Raw genomic sequence first — 17,761 nt, forward strand, 5'->3', positions numbered from 1 at the left:
CATTTAGGTAAAAATGAGGTATGATGTGACCAATGGGCGCTTACGAAGCCGCGTTGCTCGTCGCCGGTATTGCAATCTTCGGTGCTGTGGTCCTGCCGCGGGTCCTCTCGGACAAGCCGATGTCGTTTCCGCTGATATACGTCGTCGCCGGAGCGCTGCTGTTCTCGCTCCCGCTCGGGGTCGAGATACCCGACCCGGTCGAACACGGGGACCTCGCCGAACGACTCACCGAGTTCGTCGTGATAATCGCGCTGACTGGGGCGGGACTGAAACTCGACCGTCCGTTCGAGTGGCAGGCGTGGTCGAACACATGGCGTCTCCTCGCCATCACGATGCCGCTGACGATACTCGCTACCGCGCTTCTCGGGTGGGGTGTGTTGGGAACGCTCGTGTCCACTGCCGTCCTCCTCGGGGCTGTCGTCGCACCCACCGACCCGGTGCTGGCTTCCGACGTGCAGGCGACGCCGCCGACCGAAGAGATGGACGAGGAGATCGACCCCAAGAAACAGGAGGGTGAAGTCAGGTTCGCGCTCACCTCGGAGGCAGGTCTCAACGACGGACTGGCCTTCCCGTTCACCCATCTCGCTATCGCTATCGCGGCGGCCGCCGGAGCGTCCTCGCTCGATTGGCTCGGAGAGTGGTTCCTCATGCATTTCCTCTACGAAATCGCGGTCGGCGTCGTGATGGGGTATCTCGCCGGACAGGTGCTTGCGCGGGTCATCTTCAGCGAGAGCGTCACGACCCAACTGGGCAAGGTCATGGAGGGCGCGGAGGCGCTGGCGGTCACGCTCATCACGTACGGCGCGACCGAACTCGTCCACGGCTACGGCTTCATCGCGGTGTTTGTCGCCGCGGTCGAACTCCGCCACTACGAGTGGGAACACGAGTATTACACCGCCCTGCACGACTACGCGGTGATGATCGAGCGAATCGTGATGGCGACGGTGTTGGTGCTGTTCGGCGGAGCCATCGCCGGGGGGTTGCTGGCTCCGCTGACCCTGCTTGATATCGTCGTCGGTCTCACGCTCATCTTCGTCGTCCGTCCGGTCGCCGGAGTCATCGGCATGCTCGGCTCGTCGCTGCCGTGGAGCGAGCGACTCGTCGTCTCCGCCTTTGGGATTCGCGGTATCGGTTCGTTCTACTATCTGGCGTTCGCGCTCAACGAGGCGTCGTTCGGCGAGATAGAACTGCTCGTCGCGGCCGACAAGCTCTGGGCGCTGCTCGGGTTCGTCGTCCTCGCGTCCATCGTTATCCACGGGATTTCGGCGAACTACGTGATGGACGCGCTCGACCGTAGGCGACCTGACGAGCGCACGCCCTCGGAGACTTCGGAGGCCGACGCCTCGTAGCCGACGCGAAGCGTCACCCTTACCGCCACACCCCGAAAAACGGAGGTATGGAAGTGCCGTGCGTTCGCGTCGAGCGTGAACGAGGCGAGGAGACCCGCCAGCGGTTGGCCGACGACGGACTGCTCGCCGCCGAGTTCGAAATCGAGGTCGAGGACGGCTATCTCTACCTGCCGGTGACCGACGACGAGGCGGTGCCCGAGGATATGGCAATCGTCTCGCGCGCTGTCGGCGACCGAGAGACGCCGGACACGCCCGCGGACCTGCTCGGCTTCGAACCCACCTACGAACGACTCGGCGACATCGTGATTCTGGACGAGGACGACCCCGATACCGCCCGCGAAATCGCCGACGCCGTGATGGTCTCGGACATCCCCGTCGAGACGGTCGTCAATCGCGCCTCGAAGGTGAAAGGCGAGTTGCGTGTCCGCGACTGGGAGGTGTTGGTCGGCGAGAGCACGGAGACGGTCCACCGCGAGTACGGCTGTGAGTACCTGCTCGACGTGGCCGAGGTCTACTTCTCGCCGCGACTGGCCACCGAGCGCCACCGCGTCGCCGAGCAGGTGGACTCCGGCGAGCGCGCCTTCGACATGTTCGCCGGGGTCGGTCCCTTCGTCGTCCCCTTCGCTAAGCGCGACGCGGAGGTCGTCGGCGTCGATCTGAACGAGCGCGCGGTCGAATACCTCCACGAGAACGCGCGCCGAAACGACGTGGAAGAGCGCGTGACCGCGACTCAAGGAGACGTGAGGGACGTGGCTGGCGACTACGCCGACTGGGCCGACCGCGCGGTGATGAATCTGCCCCACAGCGCCGACGAGTTCCTCGACGCGGCGGTCGAACTTGCTGGCGACGACTGCGTTCTCCACTACTACGACATCCAGCACGAGGACGACCCCTTCGGGCCGGGCGAGGCCGCGATTCGGGCCGCCGCGGAACCCGAGTACGAGGTCGAAGTCGAGACACGCCACGTCGTCCGGTCGTACGCGCCCCACGAACTCAACGTCTGTCTCGACGTGCGACTGTCTCGCTAACGGCGGGCGATTTCGGAAGCCTTATTTTGTCTGTCGAGGGTAGTAAGTAGTGAAGACAGAGTAGCGCGCCGGTGTAGCTCAGACTGGCTAGAGCGATTCCTTCGTAAGGAATAGGCCGAGGGTTCAAATCCCTCCACCGGCTCTTTCTGCCGAACGTAGTGAGGCTGAGGAGCGTTCCGTGGTGGGATTTGATCGAGACGAGTCGCATGCCCGGAACGGCCGACGGCCGCACGCCCGGACCGTCTCGACGCAGTTCAAATCCCTCCACCTTCCTTTTCCGCGAATTACGTGTCGAACTGAATAAAGTGGCTACGCGACCTGACTATCCGTCGCGCTCGTTCGTGAGAAAGTCCTGTCTGAACCACCGCACGTCGCCGAGGTTGCTTAGCTCGACTTTCCAGAACTTGTAGGAACCATTGTAGCAGGGTCCGTCGACGATCTCGCCCGGTTGACCGTCAATGTAGCGGTCGAAATCGCCGGTGCCACATCGGTCAGTCCAACCGGGAACTTTTCCGTCGGTCGAAACGATGTCGCCCACGTTCCACTCGTTGTGGGACGCCGAGGCGTTACCGGCCGTCGCGAGGGCCGTGGTACCCGCGACGAACGCGACGCTGGCCGATTTGAGGACGCTACGCCGACTCGTGCTATCTTTTTCTCCCATAGCACTAAAATAAAAGTCCTATAGGTGGTTAATAATTTCTTAGTTAAATTTACAATAGATGTACGTTACCTATTCTCAAATTTGCGAGGGACATCGTCATCTCGGAAGATACCTACTGCGAAGAACTCGCCAACGTTCTCCCGTTCGCCGTTATCATTGACCGGCCTCGCCGCCGACCTCGACGAGCGCCCCGTCCGTAGATGAAGTATGGAAACGGTCTCTCCTCAACCCTCCACGCTCCGCTCAACCTCCGAAACCCCCCGCACGTCCTCGCGCTCCACGCCGTCGAACGCCAGTGCGAACTCCGGGCCGAACGCCGACGCCGGTGTGTGGAACCCCGCCTTGACCTCGTTGGAGACGACCCGCCGGGCGGCCTCGACCGCGGTCCGGGCGGTCAGGCTGTAGGGGTCGGGCGTTCGCATTCTGGCCGCGAAGCGCCTGCCGTCGTCGTCCTCGACCTCGCCCCAGACGCGGGCCGAGTTCCGGGCGCGCTCCTCGGTGGTGGGTCCCGAGACCACCCTGTCAACGACGGCCTTCAGCGCGCTCCGGACTGGCCGCGACCCCAACAGCGGCGCGAGCGGTCGGGTATTGGCCATCACCGTCGCGGCATACTCCGGGACCGTGGCGTAGGTCTCGATGTTCGGAATTCCGGTGGTGTGGTAGGCCGACGACACGTCGCCCCACGGAATCGTCACCGCGGGCTTGGGACCGCGGCCGAAGTCGAGGCGGCGGGTCTTCCACGCCGAGGGAACCGACCGAATCCGCCCGTCCTCGCGCACCGCGCCCGGCCGGGCCAGTCCCTCCGCGATGGACTTGGCGGTGCCGGACGAGAGCGTCCCCATCCCGTCGATGGCGAGCGTGAGTCGCGTCGCCGACGGGAGCGCGTTGGCGAGATAGCCAGCGAGACAGTCGGTCGGCACCACGTCGAAACCGACCGCCGGGAGCAGGGTTACGTCGGTCGCCTCGGCCTCGTCGGCGCGCCCCGCGACGGCCTCCAGCACGTCGAGTTCACCCGTGATGTCGAGGTAGTCGGTGCCCGCGTTCAGACACGCCGAGTAGAGCGGTTCGGCGGTCTCCGAGACCGGACCCGCGCAGTTCAACACCGCCGAGAACCCCGCAACCTGTCGCTCGACGACCTCGGGATGTTGGAGGCTAAACACGCGGTGGTCGAGACCGAGGTCGGTCGCCTGCGCCTCGACTTTCTCGGCCGACCGACCCGAGAGGACCGGTGTCAGCCCCCGCTCCAGCGCGCTCTGGGCGACGAGCGCGCCCGTGTATCCGTACGACCCGTAGACGAGCAGTTCGTCGGTCATGCGTTCGGATTACACGGTCAGGCGTAAAACTCGCAGGGCCACCGGCGGGGAAAGACACGACAAGTCCAGTCAGTCACACAGATATTCCCAACGCCAACAGTTAACCCGAACGAATCCCTAAACCGAACGCTGCGGGGGCCGCTGCTGTTCGGCCGGACTCTGCACAACACAGGAGACATAATGGTCACCGACCGACAACTCCGACGGAGCAAGACGATTCAGCAGCGAACCGGCAGAACCTTCCATTTCGCTACGCGGTTGCTCCCCGAGCGGGTCCGCGACCCGACGTACGTCGTCTACGCGTTCTTCCGCGTGGCCGACGAGGTCGTGGACGGCGCGACCGACCTGCCGCCCGAGGAGCAACGCGAGCGACTCGAACGACTTCGAGCAGAGGCGCTGGGCCGGAAAGAGACCGACGACGACGTTCTCGCGGCTTTCCAAGAGGTCAGCGAGAACCGCGGGATTCCCGACGAGGAGATAGAGATATTCATCGACGCGATGCTCTCGGACATCGAGAAGAATCGCTGGGAGTCCTACGACGAACTGGCGGAGTACATGCGCGGGTCGGCCGCCGCCGTCGGCGTGATGATGAACGCCGTGATAGGCGTCGAGGAACCCGAACGAGCGAAGCCTCACGCGGTCGCGCTCGGCGAGGCGTTCCAGTTGACGAACTTCCTGCGCGACGTGCGCGAGGACATCGAGGACCACGACCGCATCTATCTCCCCGGCGACACCCGCGACCGACACGGCGTCACGGAGGCCGACATTCGGCGTTGCAACCCGACCGACGGCTTCCGGGCCGCGATGGCCGACGAACTGCGCCGCGCCGAGCGAAAGTACCGCGAGGGCGTCGCGGGCATCGAGTATCTGCCCGAGGACTGCCAGTTCGCGGTGCTATACGCCGCGGTACTCTACGCCGAGCATCACCGCCTCATCCGGGCGCTCGACTACGACGTGTTCTCGTCGCCGCCCGAAGTCGGGGCGTTTCGCGCGGCGTGGCTCTGGGCGAAGACGCGCTGGCACTGGCAGAAGTCACGGGACCCAGTTACCGTGTTTCGGGCGGTCAGCGCCATCCCGAAAGCCGAGAGCGGCCACGCGAGCCACCACCCCGAAGGGACGCCGCAGGCTGACTGAGTCGGCCGCGGCGTCCGATTTTCCGAGAAAATCGATTCCGTAGTTACTCCTCAGTCGTGCCGGAAACGCCGTTAGAGGCAAGCTCTGACGAGCCTCCGGCGACTCCTTCCCGACGGTCAGTCGTGCCGGAAACACCGACTGCCGGTGAACACCATCGCTATGTCGTGTTCGTCGGCGGCCTCGATTACGTCGTCGTCGTTGACCGACCCGCCGGGCTGAATCACGGCCTCGATGCCCGCCTCGGCGGCCGCCTCGATGGCGTCCGGGAAGGGGAAGAAGGCGTCGCTGGCCATGACCGCGCCCTCGGCGGACTTACCCTCGGCGTCCTTCTCGGCCTTCATCTTCGCAATCTCGACGGCGTCCACTCGGGAGACCTGCCCCGCCCCGACGCCGACGGTTTCGGTGCCGTCGGCGAACAGGATGGCGTTGGACTTGACGTGTTTGATGGTCTGCCACGCGAACAGCAGCGAGCCGAGTTGGTCGTCGGTGGGGTCGCGCTCCGTGACGACCTCCAACTCCTCGCGGGTCGGCGCTTGCAGGTCGCGCTCCTGGACGAGTCGGCCGCCCACGAGGTCCTTCTCGGTGGTCGTCTCCGAGATGTCCGCGAACGTCTCTTCGTCTCGGACATCCAGCACGCGCAGGTTGTCCTTCTCGCGGAGGGTCGCCAGCGCGTCGTCGGTGTATCCCGGCGCGACGACGACCTCCTTGAACGAGTCGATTACCTGCGTTGCGGTCGCGTCGTCGCACTCGCGGTTCAGCGCGACGATACCGCCGAACGCGCTCTTGGCGTCCGTCGAGAGCGCGCGCTCGTAGGCCTCCGCAAGCGAATCGGCGGTGGCACACCCCGCCGGGTTCGTGTGCTTGATGACCGCCGCGGCGGGCCGGTCGAACTCCTTGACCAGATTCAGCGCGGCGTCGGCGTCGTTGTAGTTGTTGTAGCCCATCCCCTTCGCGCCCTCGTTCAACTGGGGGGCGTCTACGACGCTGGCCTCCTCGCAGGTGGCGTCGCCGTAGAGCGCGGCGTCCTGATGGGGATTCTCGCCGTAGCGCAGGTTCGCGGCGCGGTCGGCCGATTCGAGCTTTCGGACCGGGAACTGGCCGTCCTCGTCGCCCTCGACACGGACCGCGCCCGCCTCGGCGTCCACGTCGAGTCGGCCCTCGGCGAACCACTTGACCGCGCGCGGGTAGGCCCTGAACTCGCCCTCGTAGAGGACGCGCTCTTTCAGGTCCGCCTCGTCGTCGTCTGTGTAGACCGGGACCGGTTCTTGAGTGACGATGGGTCCGGCGTCCACCTCGCTCTCGACGACCGCGCCCTCGTCGTCGGTGGCGTCGGTGACGACGTGGACCGTACACCCGGTGGCCTTCACGCTCGCGTCAAGGACCTGCCGGTGGGCGTCCATGCCGGGGAACGACGGCAGCAGCGACGGGTGGACGTTCAGCGTCAGGGGCGTCTCGTCCAAGAACGCGTCCGAGAGGATGCGCATGTAGCCGTCGAGACAGACGAGGTCGAAGTCGTATGCTTCGAGCGCGCCGACCACGCGCTCCTCGTGATCGCGTCTGCTCTCGTCGTCGCCTCGCTCTACGACTTCCGTGGGAATCCCGCGCTTCTCTGCGGCTTCCAGCACGGGCGCGTCCGGGTCGTTGGTCACCACGACGCCGACTTCCGCGCCGCCGGGGGCGCGGTCGGCGAGGTGCATCAGGTTCCGTCCGCGGTTACTGGCGAGTCCAGCGATTCGAGTCATGTTCGAACCCCCGCTCGCGGAGGAAAAAGGCATTGCGGTCTCGAACGAGAGATTATACACGAACGAGGATACTTTTGGCTTTTATACCCGATTCAGCCCTTTCGATATACACGTCTGTGACGACTTCGACCGACACGCTTTTGCCGTCAGCCGGGCCAGATTGGCACATGAACTCCCTCTACGCCGTGTCGCCGCTCGACGGCCGGTACGCCGGTCGGACCGAACCCCTGCGCGAGTACGCGAGCGAGGCCGCGCTCATGCGCGCTCGCGTGCGAGTCGAAGTCGAGTATCTGGTCGCGCTGGCCGACCTCGACGCGACCCCGCTGGAACTGGCCGCCGCGGACCGCGACCACCTGCGGAGCCTCTACGAGGAGTTCGACGAGGACGACGCCGACCTCGTCAAGCGAATCGAGACCGAGGGCTACCGCGACTACTCGGCGACCAACCACGACGTGAAGGCCGTCGAGTATTTCGTCCGCGAGAACCTGCCCGAGGACACAGCGGATGCGTCTTCGTGGATTCACTTCGCGCTGACCAGCGAGGACGTGAACAACCTCGCCTACCGCTTGCTGGTGAAGGGCGCTGTCGAGGACGTTCTCCTGCCGGAACTCGGCGAAATTCGGGACGCGCTCGGAGACCTCGCCCGCGAGTACGCGGACGTGCCCATGCTCGCGCGGACCCACGGCCAGCCAGCGACCCCGACCACCTTTGGCAAGGAGATGGCCGTCTTCGCCTCGCGCCTCGGCCGCGCCATCGGTCGCGTGAAAGAGGCCCGCGACGGACTTCAGGGCAAACTGGCTGGCGCGTCGGGCACCTACGCGGCCCACGTCGCGGCCTACCCCGACGTGGAGTGGTCCGCGTTCGCTGGGGAGTTCGTGGAGGGACTCGGTCTCGAACGGGCACCGCTCACGACGCAGGTCAACCCCTGCGACGACCTCGCGGAACTGTTCGACGCCCTGCGCGGGGCGAACAACGTCCTGCTCGACTTGGACCGCGACGCGTGGCGCTACGTCAGCGACCGCTACCTCGGTCAGGAGGTGACGGAGGGCGAAACCGGTTCCTCGACTATGCCCCACAAGGTCAACCCCATCGACTTCGAAAACAGCGAGGGGAACCTCTCGAAAGCCAACTCGGACCTCGTCTTCCTCGGCGACTACGTCACCTCGTCGCGGCTTCAGCGGGACCTCTCGGACTCCACGGTGAAGCGAAACGTCGGCGCGGCGTTCGCCTACTGCCTGCTGGGCTACGTCAAGTTGCAGGCCGGACTCGGCAAGGTCGTGCCCAACGAACAGGTCATGCGCGAGGACTTGGACGACACCCCCGAAATCATCGGCGAGGCGGTTCAGACCATCCTCCGGCGCGAGGGCCACGACGACGCCTACGAGCGCGTCAAGGACCTCACGCGCGGCCAGCGCGTGACCCTCGAAGACTTCCGTGACCTCTTTGCGGACCTCGACGTGGACGAGGCGACCCGCGAGGAACTGCTGGACCTGACGCCCGCTGGGTACACTGGCGTCGCCGGAGCGATGGTCGAGTCGCTGGGCGGGGAGTAACGACGGCGGTCCGGTCGGTCTCGGCAGTAAGTATCGTCTTTGCTCTTTTTCTCAGCTATTCGGGCACATGGATATGAAAAGGTAAAGCCGACTTCCAATCACGGTGCGGCGGGACTACGCTCGTTCGAGTTACCGCCGTTCGGGAGCGATAGCGTGACTTCGATCTCGATTTCGTCGTACGGGACGACGGGGCACTTGGCGCGACCGTTCTGTTCTAGCTCCATGATTCCGTACTCTTCCAACAGCGTCACGTCGTCGTGAACGTCGCTGACGTTCCGGTCGAGTCGGTCGGACAACTGTCGGATGCTTCCGGGCGAGTTCTCCATGACCGAGCGGAGCAGTTCGAGTCGTCGCGGCGTCAAGAGGCGCTGAATCCGTTCCGGGTCCTCGAAGCTCAGAACGCGAGGACCGTTCTCCTCCCCGCGGTCGAACTCCCGTGCAGATTCGAGTGCGCGCTCTTTGAACGACTCCCACGGCTTGGATTCGATTCGGAGCTTCTGATCTTTCTGATTCGTTTCGTTGCTGTCTGACATTCGGTCTTGTGGGATGGCCTTCCGGTATGCCGGACTGCGGCAAGTTGACTTACTTGGTGAGTGTACGACCGAAGTCCGGAAGTCGATACTGCTGTTTGCTATCTCGTTTCCTATCTCGTTGCGTCCTCCTCGTAGCGAGACTGCGACTCCTGCTCAAGAGACGAGACTCGTCCCTTCGACTCGACACCTGACAGTAGCGTCTACCTCTGCAGTTCTTCGACTTCTTCGAAGAACTGCTCCAAGTGCGCTTCCACGCTCCCCTCGTACTCGATTGGTATGCCCTCGCCGTCGCCCTCGTGTCGCTCGTGAACGCCGTGGGCATTGTCGTACCGCAGTATGGGTGTTCCGTCCGGATTGACGAACTGGAACGAGTACTTGATTCCAAGATCATGGATTTCGCTTTCGGGAACGCGGGAGACGCTGACTTCGACGAAACTGCCGTCACGAAACTCGAAGCGTGGATTCTGTTCTAAATTCACGCCTTCTCCTCGCTCGTCGTCGCTCGGCGCGACGTGTTCGGTTACGCAGGCGGAAGATATATTTCTTTGGGGTCAGAGCCAAACATAGATCGAAATCCCTCCAACAGTTCGCACGACAGAACCCACTATCAGCGAAACCAATTTATAATCTCGTTCATACGTCCGAACGTGAGCGATAGCGTTTACTTTGGTCTCTTCATCGTCGGCATCTTCCTGCTGACCGGCGCGCTCGTCGTCGGCGTCGGCGCGCTTGAGTACGAAGTCACGTCGCTGGGCACCGTCAAAGAGGTCCCCGACGACACCGAGTCGCTGGTCGTCTACGACAGTCTCTCGGAGCGCGACCGCCAAACTGTCCAGCGCGTCCTCGCGGGCGAGCGACTCGTCGTCCGCGACCCGACCGAACTGCCGGGACCGCGGAAGACGAAGGGGAAGTTAGCCGTCCAGCGCGACGGCGAGACGTATCTCGTCACTCGCCGCGTCTTTTTCAACTGGCGGACGAAGTTCGGCGCGAGTTCGATAGCGATGGCCGCCGCGGGTCTGCTCGCGGTCAGCGAGGCCGTCCGGCGACAGCACTTCCCTCACCGAACCGTCGTGTGGACGCGGCGCTGAGCGTGGTAACCGAGCGGTCGCGCTCGGCGGTTTCGCTCAGGCGTTGACCTCGAATTCGTCAGTGATCGTGACCGCGGGCGGGTGTAGCTCCAGTCGAGGTTCACGCTCTCGTACCAACCAAGACGTTGATGCTCTGGCTCCCGTCGTGAGTGCCGAGCGGGCCGTATCGTTGAGGTCGGCGTTACCCATATCGTTCTCAGAACACCACATAATATCTAATATACAAAACACCAAATTAAAGTTTTTAGAGTTTACATCTTAATCTGATGTCCGAGGATAATGTAGATAGACGGGACGTATTGCGAGGAATGGTTGGAACCGGCATGGTCGGGCTCGGTTCGACGTTCAGCGTGTCGATGGCGGCCGCTGACGGGTCAACCGCCGATCCCGTCACCATCCTCGAAGATGACCAGAAGTTCTCGCTCGCACGGGACCTCGCCGACACGACGGCGTTCGAGATGTTGCTCGCCAAGGCGGACAAGTTGGGATATAGCTTCAAATGGAGTGCGGACAACCTCTTTGCGGCCCGAACTGAGACCGAACAACTGAAGCGGGAAGTCGTTGAGTACCGTCTGGACGAACCGCGCGAGAACGTGGATGCGATGATAGTCGTCGCTCGGGACATGGAAGCCGACACCGTTGAGGTTGCAACGTTGGACCTCGAATACCACACCGCCGAGGGGCTGTGGCTCAAAACCGAAAAATACGAACTTGTCGATGGTGCCATCGAGCAACGGACGCTCGAACCCGACGGCGACGCGCTCCAGCGTGCGATTGACGAACTGGAGGCCGGTCGGGAGGCAACCACCGCACAGGACGGCGTTACGACGCAAGTTGACCTTCCAGACGTTATCAAAGTAAACGAGTGTAGCCAGTGTTACGAAGCCTCCAAACTGCTCTGTACCGCTGTGTGCAACGCTGGAGGAACGCTCAGTTGTCTGCTTCTCGGTATCACAGTCGTTGGCAGCATCGCGTGTACGACGTTCGTGAAGGCGGTCTGTTTCGTCGCCAAGAAGGCTTCCGGCTGTGGTAATCGGGTCGCGGCCACCATCTGCAAGCCATCCGGTATCGGTGCCTGCGGACCAGACCAGAAGCCCGGCGGCATCATCCAAATTGACATTCCCTACCTGTAATTCCGGCTCTGCAGACTAAAGTTAGCTCCTCGTTTGCTGTCTTTTCTTCTTCGACCTAAGGGAAAAGAAAGCTTATCAGGTCGAGGACCGTCTGTCTGGTCTGTTCGCCGGATAGTCGGAATACGAGGGCCATCATCAGGAACGCCCCGAGGCCCGCAATTACTGCTGACCCGAACCGTGAGGAGGTCGGCTCAGTCAGATACCACGTCACACCTGTCACGGCGGCGAATACCAACATGAAGACCCACTGTTGGCGCGTGTACCTGAACGATTTGGGTCTGTCAGCCATATATTTCTCTGTACTCTGTCTCTGACTAAATCTCTTGTGTCAGTCGCGCGGCCACCGCGGTCGGTCACGTCAACAGCGCCGCCAGCGTCTCCTCGATAGCCTCGCCCGCGCGTTCGACCTCGGCGACCCGGACGTACTCGCGGGGCGCGTGGGCCACCGCGCCCTCGTCGTCGGCCAGCGACCCCGGACCGAACACGACCGTCGGCGCGACCTGTGCGAAGTAGGATGCCTCCGTCGCGGCACCGAACGGCCGGACGTTCCCGCCGCTGGTCTCTCGGAGCGTCGCCGCCAGTTCGCCCTCCGCGGGCGTCTCGAACGCCGCCAGAAACGGCGTGTCGCGCTCCGCGAGCGCCACCTCGACGCCGACGGCCTCCGGCGCATGCGCCCGGAGGTGCGTTTCCAGCGCCTCGCGGAACCCCTCGGCGGTCTCCGGGGGCACGCTCCGACGGTCCACGACGAACGAACACTCGGCGGGCACCTGATTCGTCGCGGTACCGCCCTCGATGGTCGTCGGCGTCAGCGTTGAGTCGCCCAGCGCGTCGCTCGCGTCCGGGCGGTCTTCCCGGTCGTCGAAGGTGTCGAGCGCCCCGCTCGCGGCTTCACCGCTCGTTCGAGGCGTCTCCGACGCCTCGCTCAGCAGGTCGCCCGCCGCGCGAACCGCGTTGACTCCGGACTCCGGTTCCGCGGCGTGAGCGTTCGCGCCCCGGACCGTGACCGTCGCCTGAAACCGCCCCTTGGCCGCGTTGCACACGTCGAGTTCGGTCGGTTCGCCAACGATGACGGCGTCGGGTTCGGGGTCGAAATCGAGGGCGGCCGCGCCGGTCGAGTTCGTCTCCTCGTCGGGCGTGACGGCAAGCGTCACCCGCCCGCGCTCGACTTCCGCACCGAGGAACGCCGCGAGTATCGCCGCCAGCGGTCCCTTCGCGTCGCAGGACCCCCGACCGCGAATCACGCCGTCGTCTCGGGAGAACTCGACGTGGGGCGGCACGGTGTCGATGTGGGTGTTGAGGACGACGTGGGGACCGTCGCGCCCGGAGTCTCTGACCGCGACCATGTTTCCGGCGTCGTCCACCGAGACCCGAACCTCGGGGTCTGCGTCCGCTGATTCGAGCGTTGAGACCAGCAACTTCCGCATCTTGGTCACGTCCTCGTGAGAGGGCGTTTGCACCGCCGCTTCGAGGAACTCGACTGAGTCGAAACTCATGCTTCCGAGAGTCGCCGCGGTTCCGGCGTGGAAGCAATCTCGCCCTCGAACTCGCGTTCGGCGGGACCAGTCAGACTGGCGCGCTCGCCGTCGAACGCCACGCCGAGGCGACCGCCCGGCGGGAAGACCGCGACGGACTCGGCGTCTTCCTCGACCTCGCCCAGTCGTCGCGCGACCGCCGCGATTGCGACCGCGCCGGTGCCGCAGGCGCGGGTCTCTCCCTCGACGCCGCGCTCGTAGGTCCGCTGGTCGAAGGTCGCCGTCTCCGCGCTGTCGCCCTCGTCTCGACGGGATGCGAACGTGACGTTCGCGCCATCCGGGAACACGTCGGCGCGGCGAACCGCCGGGGCCACCGCGTCGAGGGCCACCTCGTCCACGTCTTCGACGAACGCGACGCCGTGGGGGACGCCGGTGTTCACCGCGGTCAGTTCGACGCCCTCGATGGTCTCCTCCAGTAGCGGCTCCTCGCGGTCGGCCGCGAGAGGAACCTCTTCGGGCGCGAACGACGGCGCGCCCATCTCGATGGTCACCTCGTCGTCCGCGATTTCGGCCCGGCGCGTCCCGGCCTGCGTGTCGAGCATCACGGTGTCGGCACCGGTTCGCTCGGCGGCCCACTTCGCGGCACAGCGCGCGCCGTTGCCGCACATCGCCGCGGTCGAACCGTCGGGTTGGACCAGCGTCATCACCGCCCGCGGCGGCGAGAAATTGGGTTCGAGCGCCAGAAACAGCGTGCCGTCGGCACCGACCGACTCCGAACTTTTCCCCTGCTCGGCGGCCGCGCCGCCGTCTGTGAGACGCACGCCGTCGCGTCGGTCACACACTTCGCGGGCGAACGCGCCCCGGTCGGGGACGTACTCGTCCGCGTCTACTACTACGAAATCGTTGCCGGTGCCGTGAAACTTCTCGAATTCGATGCTCATACGTTCTCCTCCGGTTCGACCGCCGTCACGTCCGCAATCGTTTCGCGTCGCCGCGCCACTCGGGCGTCGTCGCCGTCCAGGACGACCGACGCCGGGCGGGGACGGGAGTTGTACTGGCTCGCCATCTCGTAGCCGTAGGCCCCTGCGTTGCCGACCGCGAGCAGGTCGCCGCGCTCGGGGTCGGGGAGTCGATGCTCGCCCAGCGAGTCGCCGCTCTCGCAGACCGGCCCGGCGACCGTTACCTCGCGCTCCGGGCGTTCGGCGGCGTCTGGGGCGAGATTCCGAATCTCGTGATGGGCGTCGTAGATGGCGGGCCGCGCGAGGGTGGTCATCCCCGCGCCGACGCCGACCACTGCGCCCCCCGGAACCTCCTTGACCGTGTTGACTTCGGTTAGCAGGACGCCCGCGTCGGCGACGAGGTATCGGCCGGGTTCGACCGCGAGCGCCGCATCCACGTCGCCGAGGGCCTCGCGGGTCGCCTCGGCGACCGCTTCCAAGTCGAGCGGGTCCTCCTTGGGCGCGTAGGGAACGCCGAACCCGCCGCCCACGTCCACGAACTCGATGTCGATTCCCCGGCCTTCGACCTCGCGGGCCAGTTCACCCATTCGACCGACGAGTTCCCGGTGGGCCGAAAGGTCCTCGCCCGAGATGCCGCTTCCGGCGTGGGCGTGGATGCCGACGGCCTCGAACGACTCGGCGGCGTCTTCGAGGAGGTCGGCCGCGCGCTCGGCGGGGACGCCGAACTTCGCGTCCCCACCGGTCGAGACCTTTTCGTGGTGGCCCGCGCCGACGCCGGGGTTGACCCGCAGACAGATTCGGCCGTCGTACCCGCGCTCGGCGAGTCGGTCGAGGGTGTCGGCCGCGCCCGCGGTGATGGTCACGCCGGGATACTCGTCGGCGAGTCGGACTGCCACGTCGAGGTCCCGAGCGGGCGGGTTGACCGCGGTGTAGTGGACGCGCTCGCCCGGAACGCCAGCGTCTAATACCCGCGCCAACTCGCCCGCAGAGGCGCACTCGACGCCCGCGCCCTCGTCGGCGAGGGCGCGCAGGACCGGCCGAGCGGTGTTGGCCTTCGCGGCGTAGTAGATTTCGGTCTCGGGGAACGCCTCGGCCATCCGGCGGTAGTTCTCGCGGGTGCGCTCGATGTCGAAGACGTAGAGGGGCGTGCCGTATTCCTCAGCGAGGTCGCGCAGGCGCTCGGCGGGCCAGTCGGCGAGTCGTCGGACCGCCGGATTCGACCCCGTCGCGGCGCTCATTCTCGCAGGGCCTCCTCGCGCTCGACGCCCTCCATCGTGGTCTCTTCGAGGTCCATCGCCACGACCGCGGGCTTGTACGCCCCGCCGTCGAACAGGTCGTGGTCGCCGACCGACGACTCCACGAAGCGCGCGAACGCCCGGCGCTCGGGCGGGAGACGACCGTAGAGGATTTCGTCCTCCACGAGGTCGTACACCGGGATTCGGGGCGTGAGAAGGGTGTTTTCCGCGACCACCGAGTTCTCGCCCACGACGAATCCCGAGGTGACTCGGCACCCCGCGCCGAGCGACGCGCCGTCCTCGACCACGACCGGCGCGTCTTCGACGGGTTCCAGCACGCCGCCGATGAGGGTGTTCGCGCCCAACTTCACGTCCGCGCCGATTTGGGCGCACGACCCCACGGTGTCACAGGAGTCCACGAGCGTTCCGTCGCCGACGTACGCGCCGATGTTCACGAAACTCGGACTCATCAGGATGGCGTCGGACCCGACGTACGACCCCCGACGGAGGACGGTCCCGTCGGGCGTGTTGCGGGTCCCCCGGTCGGGCAGGTCCCCGGTCTCGCGCAGGGGAAGCACGTCGTGGTAAGTCACGTCGCCGTACTCGCGGCCCGCGATGTCGCGCAGGCCGAAGTTCAGCAGGATGCCCTGCTTGACCCACTCGTTAGAGTGCCACTCGCCGTCGCCGTCGGGTTCGGCGGCCCGGACCTCCCCGGTTTCGAGCGCGTCGAGGAACGCTTCGAGGACGGCGTACTCCTCCTCGCCCGCGTCGGCCGCGGTGAGCGCGCCGTCGTCGTATCGATGCCACAGGTCGCCTACGTCGGATTCCAAGCTCATGCGTCTCCCTCCACTACGTCCGCGAAATCGTACCACCCCGGCTCTCGGCCCGCGAGCCAGACTGCCGCGTCCAAGGCTCCCTCGGCGAAGACGCCGCGGTCCTCCGCGCGGTGGGTGAGTCGGACCTCCTCGTGATTGCCAGCGAGCAGGACCTCGTGTTCGCCCGTGATGGTCCCCGCCCGGCGCGCGTGGACGCCGATTTCGCCCGCCTCGCGGGGTGCCTCGCCCTCGCGGCCGTGGACGCGCGGGCCGGACTCTTCGCCACCTGCCGCTCTGGCGTCCTCGACGGTCTCCAAAATCGTCTTCGCGGTGCCGCTCGGGGCGTCTCGCTTCCGGTTGTGATGAGTCTCGGTCACTTCCACGTCGTAGCCCGGCAGGTCGGCCACCGCCGACTCGACGGCCGAGAGCAACGCCTGCACACCCCGGCCGAAGTTCGAGGCCTTCAGGACGGGCGCGTACTCCGCGCGTTCGCGGAGCGCCCGCTCGCCCTCGTCGTCGAACCCGGTCGTGCCGACGACGCTGGCGATTCCGGCCTCCGCGGCGGCGGCGACGTAGTTCCGACTGCTCGCGGGTCCGGTGAAGTCGATAACTGCGTCGGGGTCGTGGTTGGCGAGCAGTCGGTCGAACTCGCTGGCGGGTTCGACGGGGACGCCGCTCGCGGACTCCTCGTCCGCGGGGTCGCGGTTGACCGCGAACGCCACCGACGCGTCCTCGCGGGCGCTGGCGGCGTCGAGGACCGCCTGACCCATCTCGCCGGTCGCGCCCGTGACCGCAACCGAGACGGCCGTCGGTTCTTCGTCGTCGCCCGCGCTCATTGGTGTACCCCAGTCGGTTCTCCTGATAATTCTTCGAGGATACCTGCAAGTTCTGCGCGGTTCGCCTCGGAGAGTCGGGTCAGCGGCGAGCGGAGGCGGGCCGGGCCGTAGCCGCGAATCTCCATCGCCTCCTTGACCGGGATGGGGTTGGTCTCCGAGAACAGCGCGCGGACGAGCGGCGCGAGTTCCTCGTGAATCTCGCGGGCCTCGGCGAACTCGCCCGAGCGGGCGGCCTCGACCAGCGCCGCAGTGCGCTCGGGTTCGACGTTCGCCGAGACGCTGATGGTGCCCGTCGCGCCGAGCGAGAGCATCGGGAGCGTGAGGAAGTCGTCGCCCGAGAGGACCGCAAACTCCTCGTCGCGCGTCCGTTCGATAACCTCGCCGATTCGGTTCAGGTCGCCGCTGGCGGCCTTGTACCCCCGGATGTTCTCGTGGTCCGCGAGCGAGACCGCGGTCTCGACGGCGATATTTCTCCCCGTGCGGGAGGGGACGTTGTAGACGATTTGGGGCACGTCAACCTCGTCGGCGATAGTTCGGTAGTGGTGTTCCATCCCCTCGGGTTCGGGCTTGTTGTAGTACGGCGAGATGAGAAGCAAGGCGTCGGTCCCGGCGTCGGCCGAGCGTCGGGAGAGTTCGAGGGCTTCGCGGGTGTTGTTGCTCCCGGCCCCCGCGATGACCGGCACGTCCACGGCGTCGGTGACGGCGTCCACGACCTCGACGTGTTCGTCGTGGCTCAGGGTCGCGCTCTCGCCGGTCGAACCGACCGCCAGCAAGCCGTCTACGCCCGCGTCCGCGAGTCGTCGCGCGTCCGCTCGGAGTTGTTCGAAGTCGATACTGTCGTCGCTGGCGAAGGGGGTCGTCATCGCCGGGTAGACCCCGCCGAAAGGTTCGTCGGTGTGTGTCATGTGGT

19 protein-coding genes and 1 tRNA gene are annotated in these 17,761 nt (G+C 65.6%); 7 read left to right on the forward strand and 13 right to left on the reverse strand.

Annotated elements, in window-relative coordinates:
- Nucleotides 1-32: 32 nt before the first annotated feature.
- The 3 genes from EP007_RS11500 (at nucleotide 33) to EP007_RS11510 (ending at nucleotide 2,519) form a co-directional block, all read left to right on the forward strand.
- A complete protein-coding gene (locus tag EP007_RS11500; RefSeq protein WP_128477791.1) occupies nucleotides 33-1,349 on the forward strand; it encodes a cation:proton antiporter in 1,317 nt (438 codons plus the stop codon).
- 47 nt (nucleotides 1,350-1,396) lie between these two features.
- Nucleotides 1,397-2,377, forward strand: coding sequence for a class I SAM-dependent methyltransferase (locus EP007_RS11505; protein WP_128477792.1), 981 nt, complete (start codon nucleotides 1,397-1,399; stop codon nucleotides 2,375-2,377).
- A 67-nt stretch (nucleotides 2,378-2,444) separates the two neighbouring features.
- A tRNA-Thr gene (locus EP007_RS11510) sits at nucleotides 2,445-2,519 on the forward strand.
- Nucleotides 2,520-2,699: 180 nt separating this feature from the next.
- Here the strand turns inward: EP007_RS11510 and EP007_RS11515 are convergent.
- Together EP007_RS11515 and EP007_RS11520 are read right to left on the reverse strand one after the other, a co-directional pair.
- Nucleotides 2,700-3,038 carry a hypothetical protein gene (locus EP007_RS11515; protein WP_128477793.1) on the reverse strand — a complete coding sequence of 113 codons (339 nt, stop codon included), beginning with the start codon at nucleotides 3,036-3,038 and terminating at the stop codon, nucleotides 2,700-2,702.
- Nucleotides 3,039-3,262: 224 nt separating this feature from the next.
- A complete protein-coding gene (locus EP007_RS11520; RefSeq protein ID WP_128477794.1) occupies nucleotides 3,263-4,351 on the reverse strand; it encodes a saccharopine dehydrogenase family protein in 1,089 nt (362 codons plus the stop codon).
- A 180-nt stretch (nucleotides 4,352-4,531) separates the two neighbouring features.
- Here EP007_RS11520 and EP007_RS11525 point away from each other — a divergent pair, with 180 nt between their 5' ends.
- Nucleotides 4,532-5,485: a phytoene/squalene synthase family protein gene (locus tag EP007_RS11525; protein ID WP_128477795.1), complete on the forward strand. Its 954-nt coding sequence runs from the start codon at nucleotides 4,532-4,534 to the stop codon at nucleotides 5,483-5,485.
- Between the two features lie 116 nt (nucleotides 5,486-5,601).
- Here the strand turns inward: EP007_RS11525 and EP007_RS11530 are convergent, their stop codons facing one another.
- Nucleotides 5,602-7,227 carry a formyltransferase family protein gene (locus tag EP007_RS11530; RefSeq protein WP_128477796.1) on the reverse strand — a complete coding sequence of 542 codons (1,626 nt, stop codon included), beginning with the start codon at nucleotides 7,225-7,227 and terminating at the stop codon, nucleotides 5,602-5,604.
- 167 nt (nucleotides 7,228-7,394) lie between these two features.
- On the opposite strand from EP007_RS11530, the gene purB reads away from it, so the two are divergent.
- A complete protein-coding gene (purB, locus tag EP007_RS11535; protein ID WP_128477797.1) occupies nucleotides 7,395-8,780 on the forward strand; it encodes an adenylosuccinate lyase in 1,386 nt (461 codons plus the stop codon).
- Between the two features lie 98 nt (nucleotides 8,781-8,878).
- On the opposite strand, the gene EP007_RS11540 is transcribed toward purB, so the two are convergent.
- Together EP007_RS11540 and EP007_RS11545 are read right to left on the reverse strand one after the other, a co-directional pair.
- Entirely contained in the window at nucleotides 8,879-9,313 is a 435-nt protein-coding gene (locus EP007_RS11540; RefSeq protein ID WP_128477798.1) for an HVO_A0114 family putative DNA-binding protein, read from the reverse strand.
- Between the two features lie 200 nt (nucleotides 9,314-9,513).
- Nucleotides 9,514-9,792, reverse strand: coding sequence for a toxin-antitoxin system TumE family protein (locus tag EP007_RS11545; RefSeq protein WP_128477799.1), 279 nt, complete (start codon nucleotides 9,790-9,792; stop codon nucleotides 9,514-9,516).
- 168 nt (nucleotides 9,793-9,960) lie between these two features.
- Here EP007_RS11545 and EP007_RS11550 point away from each other — a divergent pair, with 168 nt between their 5' ends.
- Entirely contained in the window at nucleotides 9,961-10,401 is a 441-nt protein-coding gene (locus tag EP007_RS11550; RefSeq protein WP_128477800.1) for a hypothetical protein, read from the forward strand.
- Between the two features lie 36 nt (nucleotides 10,402-10,437).
- Here EP007_RS11550 and EP007_RS17520 read toward each other — a convergent pair whose 3' ends face one another.
- Nucleotides 10,438-10,611, reverse strand: coding sequence for a hypothetical protein (locus tag EP007_RS17520; protein WP_166035558.1), 174 nt, complete (start codon nucleotides 10,609-10,611; stop codon nucleotides 10,438-10,440).
- Between the two features lie 98 nt (nucleotides 10,612-10,709).
- Between EP007_RS17520 and EP007_RS11555 the strand changes: the two genes are divergently transcribed.
- Entirely contained in the window at nucleotides 10,710-11,534 is an 825-nt protein-coding gene (locus EP007_RS11555) for a halocin C8-like domain-containing protein (protein ID WP_166035560.1), read from the forward strand.
- A 55-nt stretch (nucleotides 11,535-11,589) separates the two neighbouring features.
- Here the strand turns inward: EP007_RS11555 and EP007_RS11560 are convergent, their stop codons facing one another.
- From EP007_RS11560 to dapA, 7 genes are all read right to left on the reverse strand, one after another.
- A complete protein-coding gene (locus EP007_RS11560; protein WP_128477802.1) occupies nucleotides 11,590-11,823 on the reverse strand; it encodes a hypothetical protein in 234 nt (77 codons plus the stop codon).
- A 64-nt stretch (nucleotides 11,824-11,887) separates the two neighbouring features.
- A complete protein-coding gene (locus EP007_RS11565) occupies nucleotides 11,888-13,027 on the reverse strand; it encodes a M20 family metallopeptidase (RefSeq protein ID WP_128477803.1) in 1,140 nt (379 codons plus the stop codon).
- Nucleotides 13,024-13,947: a diaminopimelate epimerase gene (gene dapF, locus EP007_RS11570; protein ID WP_128477804.1), complete on the reverse strand. Its 924-nt coding sequence runs from the start codon at nucleotides 13,945-13,947 to the stop codon at nucleotides 13,024-13,026. Before dapF ends, EP007_RS11565 begins: the two co-directional genes overlap by 4 nt.
- Nucleotides 13,944-15,203 carry a diaminopimelate decarboxylase gene (gene lysA / locus EP007_RS11575; protein WP_128477805.1) on the reverse strand — a complete coding sequence of 420 codons (1,260 nt, stop codon included), beginning with the start codon at nucleotides 15,201-15,203 and terminating at the stop codon, nucleotides 13,944-13,946. The genes dapF and lysA overlap by 4 nt, the downstream gene beginning before the upstream one ends.
- Complete coding sequence (locus EP007_RS11580; protein WP_128477806.1) at nucleotides 15,200-16,036, reverse strand: 2,3,4,5-tetrahydropyridine-2,6-dicarboxylate N-succinyltransferase; 837 nt, start codon at nucleotides 16,034-16,036, stop codon at nucleotides 15,200-15,202. The genes lysA and EP007_RS11580 overlap by 4 nt, the downstream gene beginning before the upstream one ends.
- Complete coding sequence (gene dapB, locus EP007_RS11585) at nucleotides 16,033-16,851, reverse strand: 4-hydroxy-tetrahydrodipicolinate reductase (RefSeq protein ID WP_128477807.1); 819 nt, start codon at nucleotides 16,849-16,851, stop codon at nucleotides 16,033-16,035. The genes EP007_RS11580 and dapB overlap by 4 nt, the downstream gene beginning before the upstream one ends.
- Complete coding sequence (dapA, locus tag EP007_RS11590; protein ID WP_128477808.1) at nucleotides 16,848-17,756, reverse strand: 4-hydroxy-tetrahydrodipicolinate synthase; 909 nt, start codon at nucleotides 17,754-17,756, stop codon at nucleotides 16,848-16,850. The genes dapB and dapA overlap by 4 nt, the downstream gene beginning before the upstream one ends.
- Between the last annotated feature and the right edge of the window lie 5 nt (nucleotides 17,757-17,761).

Source organism: Halorussus pelagicus (genome assembly GCF_004087835.1).
Classification (GTDB): domain Archaea; phylum Halobacteriota; class Halobacteria; order Halobacteriales; family Haladaptataceae; genus Halorussus; species Halorussus pelagicus.

Bases quoted from the DNA above. Each gene is read 5' to 3' on its own strand.
- EP007_RS11500 (WP_128477791.1), top strand. From the start codon at position 33: ATGGGCGCTTACGAAGCCGCGTTGCTCGTCGCCGGTATTGCAATCTTC.
- EP007_RS11505 (WP_128477792.1), top strand. From the start codon at position 1,397: ATGGAAGTGCCGTGCGTTCGCGTCGAGCGTGAACGAGGCGAGGAGACC.
- EP007_RS11515 (WP_128477793.1), bottom strand. From the start codon at position 3,038: ATGGGAGAAAAAGATAGCACGAGTCGGCGTAGCGTCCTCAAATCGGCC.
- EP007_RS11520 (WP_128477794.1), bottom strand. From the start codon at position 4,351: ATGACCGACGAACTGCTCGTCTACGGGTCGTACGGATACACGGGCGCG.
- EP007_RS11525 (WP_128477795.1), top strand. From the start codon at position 4,532: ATGGTCACCGACCGACAACTCCGACGGAGCAAGACGATTCAGCAGCGA.
- EP007_RS11530 (WP_128477796.1), bottom strand. From the start codon at position 7,227: ATGACTCGAATCGCTGGACTCGCCAGTAACCGCGGACGGAACCTGATG.
- purB (WP_128477797.1), top strand. From the start codon at position 7,395: ATGAACTCCCTCTACGCCGTGTCGCCGCTCGACGGCCGGTACGCCGGT.
- EP007_RS11540 (WP_128477798.1), bottom strand. From the start codon at position 9,313: ATGTCAGACAGCAACGAAACGAATCAGAAAGATCAGAAGCTCCGAATC.
- EP007_RS17520 (WP_166035558.1), bottom strand. From the start codon at position 10,611: ATGTGGTGTTCTGAGAACGATATGGGTAACGCCGACCTCAACGATACG.
- EP007_RS11555 (WP_166035560.1), top strand. From the start codon at position 10,710: ATGGTTGGAACCGGCATGGTCGGGCTCGGTTCGACGTTCAGCGTGTCG.
- EP007_RS11560 (WP_128477802.1), bottom strand. From the start codon at position 11,823: ATGGCTGACAGACCCAAATCGTTCAGGTACACGCGCCAACAGTGGGTC.
- EP007_RS11565 (WP_128477803.1), bottom strand. From the start codon at position 13,027: ATGAGTTTCGACTCAGTCGAGTTCCTCGAAGCGGCGGTGCAAACGCCC.
- dapF (WP_128477804.1), bottom strand. From the start codon at position 13,947: ATGAGCATCGAATTCGAGAAGTTTCACGGCACCGGCAACGATTTCGTA.
- lysA (WP_128477805.1), bottom strand. From the start codon at position 15,203: ATGAGCGCCGCGACGGGGTCGAATCCGGCGGTCCGACGACTCGCCGAC.
- EP007_RS11580 (WP_128477806.1), bottom strand. From the start codon at position 16,036: ATGAGCTTGGAATCCGACGTAGGCGACCTGTGGCATCGATACGACGAC.
- dapB (WP_128477807.1), bottom strand. From the start codon at position 16,851: ATGAGCGCGGGCGACGACGAAGAACCGACGGCCGTCTCGGTTGCGGTC.
- dapA (WP_128477808.1), bottom strand. From the start codon at position 17,756: ATGACACACACCGACGAACCTTTCGGCGGGGTCTACCCGGCGATGACG.